General features: G+C 66.1%; 8 protein-coding genes. 5 read left to right on the top strand and 3 right to left on the bottom strand.

The window, feature by feature from the left end; translation table 11 throughout:
• A partial coding sequence (locus tag OXU42_01770) for a cupin domain-containing protein (GenBank protein MDE0028117.1) occupies positions 1-563 on the top strand: 563 nt, incomplete at its 5' end.
• 1 nt (position 564) lies between these two features.
• Here the strand turns inward: OXU42_01770 and OXU42_01765 are convergent.
• Both OXU42_01765 and OXU42_01760 read right to left on the bottom strand, forming a co-directional pair.
• Complete coding sequence (locus tag OXU42_01765; GenBank protein MDE0028116.1) at positions 565-1,245, bottom strand: class I SAM-dependent methyltransferase; 681 nt, start codon at positions 1,243-1,245, stop codon at positions 565-567.
• Between the two features lie 28 nt (positions 1,246-1,273).
• A complete protein-coding gene (locus tag OXU42_01760; GenBank protein MDE0028115.1) occupies positions 1,274-2,248 on the bottom strand; it encodes an ABC transporter substrate-binding protein in 975 nt (324 codons plus the stop codon).
• Positions 2,249-2,367: 119 nt separating this feature from the next.
• Here OXU42_01760 and OXU42_01755 point away from each other — a divergent pair, with 119 nt between their 5' ends.
• From OXU42_01755 to OXU42_01740, 4 genes are all read left to right on the top strand, one after another.
• Positions 2,368-3,156, top strand: a complete 789-nt coding sequence (locus OXU42_01755) for a VOC family protein (protein MDE0028114.1) — start codon at positions 2,368-2,370, stop codon at positions 3,154-3,156.
• 69 nt (positions 3,157-3,225) lie between these two features.
• Complete coding sequence (locus OXU42_01750; protein ID MDE0028113.1) at positions 3,226-3,654, top strand: cupin domain-containing protein; 429 nt, start codon at positions 3,226-3,228, stop codon at positions 3,652-3,654.
• 2 nt (positions 3,655-3,656) lie between these two features.
• Positions 3,657-4,124 carry a hypothetical protein gene (locus OXU42_01745; GenBank protein ID MDE0028112.1) on the top strand — a complete coding sequence of 156 codons (468 nt, stop codon included), beginning with the start codon at positions 3,657-3,659 and terminating at the stop codon, positions 4,122-4,124.
• A gap of 18 nt (positions 4,125-4,142) precedes the next feature.
• Positions 4,143-4,451 (top strand): hypothetical protein, encoded by a 309-nt coding sequence (locus tag OXU42_01740; protein MDE0028111.1) that lies wholly within the window; start codon positions 4,143-4,145, stop codon positions 4,449-4,451.
• A gap of 92 nt (positions 4,452-4,543) precedes the next feature.
• Here the strand turns inward: OXU42_01740 and OXU42_01735 are convergent.
• Positions 4,544-5,441, bottom strand: an 898-nt coding sequence (locus OXU42_01735) for an ornithine cyclodeaminase family protein (protein MDE0028110.1), incomplete at its 5' end; no start/stop codon positions are given.

Here is a 5,441-nt window from a genome sequence, read left to right as displayed (position 1 = left end):
TTCTCGACGTGGGCCTCATGGCCATGCTGCGCACGATGTTTCAAGAGCCGCACCCTGCCGAGGAGCTGAAGCTCTTCAACAGCACCACCGACACCACGGTCCGGAATCCCGGCGGCCTTGCCCCTCCGGGAAGGAGCCTCAAGCAACTGGTCTACAAGTGGCGCGAGACCCTGCCCGCTCTGACCGAAATGCTTGCCGAAGACAAGAGCGCTTACGACGGGCGCTGCCTTGAATACCGCGACGCGGTCACGGGGGGACCGACATTTCCGACGTTTTCGTGCTGGATTCAGATGCTGGACCCGGGAGAGCACACCTCGCTCCACCGCCACACCGCCAACCACCTGTACCATGGTTTCCGCGGTTCCGGCGTCGTCGAAGTCGAAGACACGGAACTTGCCTGGGAAGAGGGGGATTTCATGGTCGTCCCCAACTGGAGTTGGCATCGGCACAGGAACGTTTCCGACACGGAGCCCGCCGTCCTCTTTTCCGCCACGGATCGCCCTCTGCTGGAACGCCTCGGGCTCTACCGCGAGGAAGACGGCAACGGCAACAGGGCAACCTGACTCATTCGAACGGCGTCCGCGCCACCGCCACGAAGATCTGCGACTGCGGGCGGATCTGAACGCTGGACACCAGCGAGAAGCCGGCTTCGGCAAGCAGCCATTTCCAGTCGTCAGCGGTGTACTTGTTGTGGAACGGGAACATGCGGAGCCAGCCGGCGCGCTGGTACTCCAGCGGTTCGGCGCGGTCGCGGGGCCGGTCCTGGACGTAACGGGCCAGGGGCATGCGCACCCAGTCGTCGAGCAGGAGCAGGCCGTTGGGGCGAAGGATCCGCTGCACCTCCGCCAATACGGCGAAGGGGTCGTCCAGGACGTGGAGCACGCCGGTCATGGACACCAGGTCCACGCCGCCGGCGCCCAGCGGCAACGGCTCTCTTTCGACGTCGTGCACCGCCAGGGTCGGTGGCGCGCCCCGGTAGCGCAATCCGCGGGCATGCTCGATCATGGCCGGAGTGACGTCGAAGCCGTAGAGCCGGCCGTCTTGGTGGCGTTCGGAGACGTCACGCAGGAACAAGCCCGGGCCGCAGCCCAGATCGACGATGGCCGGCTCGGCGGGGAGATGTCGCCCCACGTTGGCCCTGAACACGGACCAGTACTGGTCGTTGAAGCGCTTGGGGTAGCGCTCGACCATGCGTTCAACGAACTCCGCGTCGGATACCCCGTGAATCTCCTGTTGGGTCGGCATGGGTCTACCGCTCCGGCGCCTCTCTGTCTCACGAGTCCAGCGTCGACTCCACGAACAGTTCATCCACGGCCACGGCCCGGTCCATGAGCCCCTGGTCGTGCGAGTAGCCCATGAAGCGTTCCAGGTTCGCGCGGTTGCGCTTGAGGCCGTAGGGCCAGTAGTCCTCGCCCAGGGCGTCCCTTTCCTCTTCGTAGAGGTGCCGGGTCCAGGCCAGGCTGGACCAGTTGGGGTCGGAGTAGTACTCGCGGCACGCCGTCTTGGCGTTCTCGAAAGCGTCCATGACGCTCTGCACGGCGAAGGGGTACTTCTCCAGCACTTCGTTCTTGAAGGCCACCACGTGCATGATGGGATAGAAGCCGTTCTTGCGGTAGTACTTGAGCTCCTCGGCGCGGGCGTCGCGGAACAGACGCCGGATCTTGTCGGAGCCGTCCACCACCTCGTCCGGCGGATGGGGCATCATCAGGGCGTCGATCTCGCCTCGCTCCAGCATGGAGCCGATGCTCTCGCCCTTCTCCAGGTAGCGGATGCTCACGCCTTCGGCCTGGATGGGCAACGCCTCGGGCCGGTCGATGACCCAGTCGATCTCGCGCCAAGGCACGTCGTACTCGCTCTGCAGGTCGCCCTTGGCGAGCACCGAGAGGGTCGTCTGGAAGGTGCTCAGCCCCACGGTCCTGCCGACCAAGTCCTTGGGCGACTCGATGCCGGCGTCCACGTTGACCCACATCTGCGACAGGCTGAACAGCCGCCGCGGGAACACCGGGATGGCCTTGATGGGCATGTCGCGGCTCTGGGAGATGAGGTAGGACGACAGCGACAGCTCGCAGATGTCGAACTCGCCGTCCTGGAGCATGCGCTCGTGGCGCCGGGCTCCGTGCCTGAGGGGATGGGACTGGCCGATCTCCAGCACCTCCAGGTCCAAGCCTTCGGCGGTCACGCTTCCGTCGAACAGCGGGACGTGCCTGTCGTAGTGGGACAGGGCCATGGTCAGTTTGGGGTCCGCCATATTGTCGCTAGCCTCCTTCCTCGCGCGGCTTGCGCCACGGATTGAAACGAGACTATACACTAGCGGTATCGGCGGAACCAAACCTGACCGGCGCCCGCCGCCGCACAGGAGGGATGGACATGGCCAGAATACGCTACGTCGCCACCATGAGCCGCGACCCCGACGCACTGGCGGGCTTCTACACCCAATACCTCGGCATGAAGGAGCTCGGGCGCTCGGCGGACGGAGACGTTTCCCTCACCGAGGGACTCTACAACCTGACCCTGTTCCGCAAGCGGCAGTCGCTGGGCGAGTTCCACATGCGCCGCGGGCTACATCACATCGGACTCCAGGTGGAAGACCTGGGCGAGGTCCGTGCACGCTACCAGAAGTTCAACCCCAGGGGCGTGGTAGTGACCGAACCCGGCGGCCTGCACCACGGCGCCATCCGCATCTTCGATCCCGAGTGCAATCCCGTGACCCTCTCGGAGGGGAGCTTCGGCGTGGAGGAGGGAAGCGGGTTTCCGCGTATCGCCCACGTCGCCTTCAACGCCCTGGACCCGGAGGTGATGCTCAACTTCTACGTCCAGGTGCTCGGGCTCCGGGAGGTCGAGAGCAGCTACAAGCGGCGGCGCAGCGGCCTCCTGAACCGCTTCGCGGGCGACGGCTCCACCAACCTCGCCATCCACCCGTTCTTCAACTCCAACGCGGGCCACGAGCGCCGCTTCGGCGTGAACCACATCGGATTCCTCGTAGACGACCTGGCCCAGAAGCTCGACGACCTGGGGAGCGTCGTGGCGGTGAAGGCGCGTCCTCCGGACCGGCCCTACGCCGAGTTCCGCTTCCGGGACCCCGAGGGCAACGCTCTGGACCTGTCCCAGAACAAGGGATGGGAGGTGGACATCGACAAGTGGGAGCGGGCCGCCTGAGCGCGGGACTCCAAGCGGCGGGCCGGACCTGACACGATTGAAATCCGTTTTTCGGGAAGGGAGAACGACATGAGCATCGAAGTCATGGATCTGATGGAGAAGGGACGCAAGGACCTGAAGCGTGAGGTCGTGCTGAACACCAAGCGCTTCCACACTTGGGTGCACGTCTATCCCGAACCCGGAGACAGGGACGACATGCACTGCCACAACGCGGACCAGAGCTTCTACGTCATGGAAGGCGAGTGCACCATGCACTTCCCTGACGGCGGCAAGGCGGTGCTGAAGCCGGGCATGGTGGCGCTCATCCACGGCGGCGACTTCTACCAGCTCGAGAACAGCGGCACCGGCCCCATGATCCTCATGGGCAACCGCTCGGGTCCGTCCGAGGACATCAAGCACATCAACTACGAGCTGCGCAAAGACATCAAGGAGTTGCCGCGAGAGGACCGGGAACGCATCGGCAAGGGCGGCCCGGTGTACGTCACCGAGGCGGGCTAGTCGTGGCGCTGGACTATCTGCCCATCCTGGCCGAGCGCGCCGCACCAAAGCCGCCGCGCAAGCTCCGGCGCGCCCCCAGGATCGCGTGGCAGCCGCTGGCGAAGCCGCTGAACGAGATGCGCGTGAGCCTCGTCACGAGCGCGGCCATCCGCCAGACGAACCAGCGTACGTTCACCGCCGGGGGCGACACGAGCCACCGCCGCATCGCCGCGAATCCGGACGTCGAGGTCACCGTCGACCATCACTCTCCCGTCGGCTTGCACATCCGCATGGATGCCGAGGTCGCATTTCCCAGGCAGGCGCTCAAGGAGTTGGCGGCGAAGGGCGTCGTCGGCAGCGTCGCCCAGGCGCACTTCTCCATCTATGGGGGCGTCTCGGACCACGAGGCCATCACCGGAACGCTCGCGCCGGAGGTGGCGCGCAGGCTCGCGTCCATGCGCGTGGACCTCGCGCTCATGGTCCCCTACTGACCCTACTGCCACGAGACCGTGAGTCTCGTCGCCAACGTGGTGGAGGCCTCGGGTATCCCGACGCTGCTGATCGGCACCGTGCGCGACATCGTGGAGCGGGTCAAGCCCCCGAGGGCGGTGTGCGTCGACAACCCCGTGGGCCGCACCTTCGGACGCCCGCGGGCGAGCCGCCGGCGTGAGTCCCTGCTCGCCGACGCCCTGGGGCTCGTGCATTCGTTCAAGCGCAAGGGTCAGATCATCGACATTCCCGGCAACTGGACCGACCGCCCGGGCGCCTCTTGGCAGGACATGGTGCGCCGGGAGATTTTGCGGCTGCCGCGGCGCTGAGAATACGGAACGCCTCCGCTTTGCCCCTCCCCATCCCTGGATTCCCGCTTTCGCGGGAATGACGGAGGAAAGGCAGGAATGACGGAGGGGAATCAAATTCTCTGCGCGTTCTCCGAGTCCTTCAGCACCTCGTAAGCCCGCAGCCCCACCGCCAAATCCATGATTCCCATTCCCTGAAGCTTGAAGAGCGTGATGTCCTCCGCGCTGGTGCGGCCGGGGGCGTTGCCCAGGATCACGTCTCCCAGCTCGCACACGCCGTCCCAGTCCAGCACTCCATCCCGCACCGCGCGGAACAGGTCGCTTTCGTTGGCTTCCACGGTGGCCTTCGAGGTGACGCACACACGCGCGGCCCGGCGGATGGTGTCGTGGTCGACCTCCTCGCGCACGCGGGTCTTGTCGCCGTTGGCAATGGAGGTGACGTGCATGCCGGGACGAAGGCACCGGCCTTCGAACACCGGGCTCTGGGCGTTGGTGGCGGTGATGACGATGTCCGCGCCCTCCAATGCGGCCTCGGCGCTGTTCACGGCCGTTGCCTCCAGATCCAGAGCGGCCCCTGCGCGTTCGGCGAATCGGAGCCGGTTCGCCGGGGTGGGACTGAACACCCGGACCGCCTCGATGGGACGCACCGCGCATACGGCCTCTAGCTGCGTGAAGGCGTGTTTCTCGCTCCCTATCACCGCCACCCGCGTGGCGTCGGGTGGGGCCAGATGCTTGGCGCCGACACCGCCTGCCGCGCCCGTGCGCAATTCGTTGATGCCACAGTCCTGGAACAGGACCAGCGGTTCACCCGTCTCGACGCTATAGAGGATCACCGTCTCGTGGTGGATAACCCGGTCCCGGTCGGTCTGGAGGTAGGCGCCCATGGCGCCCTTGAAGGAGCCCGGCAGCACGCCGAACAGCATCCGGTTGGCGTGGTGGATGCGCCGACGCGGCAACACCACGGCGTTGCCGCGGGAGGTCTCCGCCAGGGACTCCTCCACGGCCTCGATG

It is taken from the genome of Deltaproteobacteria bacterium (genome assembly GCA_028818775.1).
Taxonomy (GTDB): Bacteria; Desulfobacterota; Binatia; order UBA9968; family JAJDTQ01; genus JAJDTQ01.
Note: the sequence above shows the minus strand (reverse complement) of the source record. Positions and strands in the feature narration are given on the sequence as shown.

Excerpts from the sequence above, each read along its gene's own strand:
- OXU42_01755 (MDE0028114.1), top strand. The coding sequence starts at position 2,368 with ATGGCCAGAATACGCTACGTCGCCACCATGAGCCGCGACCCCGACGCA.
- OXU42_01760 (MDE0028115.1), bottom strand. The coding sequence starts at position 2,248 with ATGGCGGACCCCAAACTGACCATGGCCCTGTCCCACTACGACAGGCAC.
- OXU42_01750 (MDE0028113.1), top strand. The coding sequence starts at position 3,226 with ATGAGCATCGAAGTCATGGATCTGATGGAGAAGGGACGCAAGGACCTG.
- OXU42_01765 (MDE0028116.1), bottom strand. The coding sequence starts at position 1,245 with ATGCCGACCCAACAGGAGATTCACGGGGTATCCGACGCGGAGTTCGTT.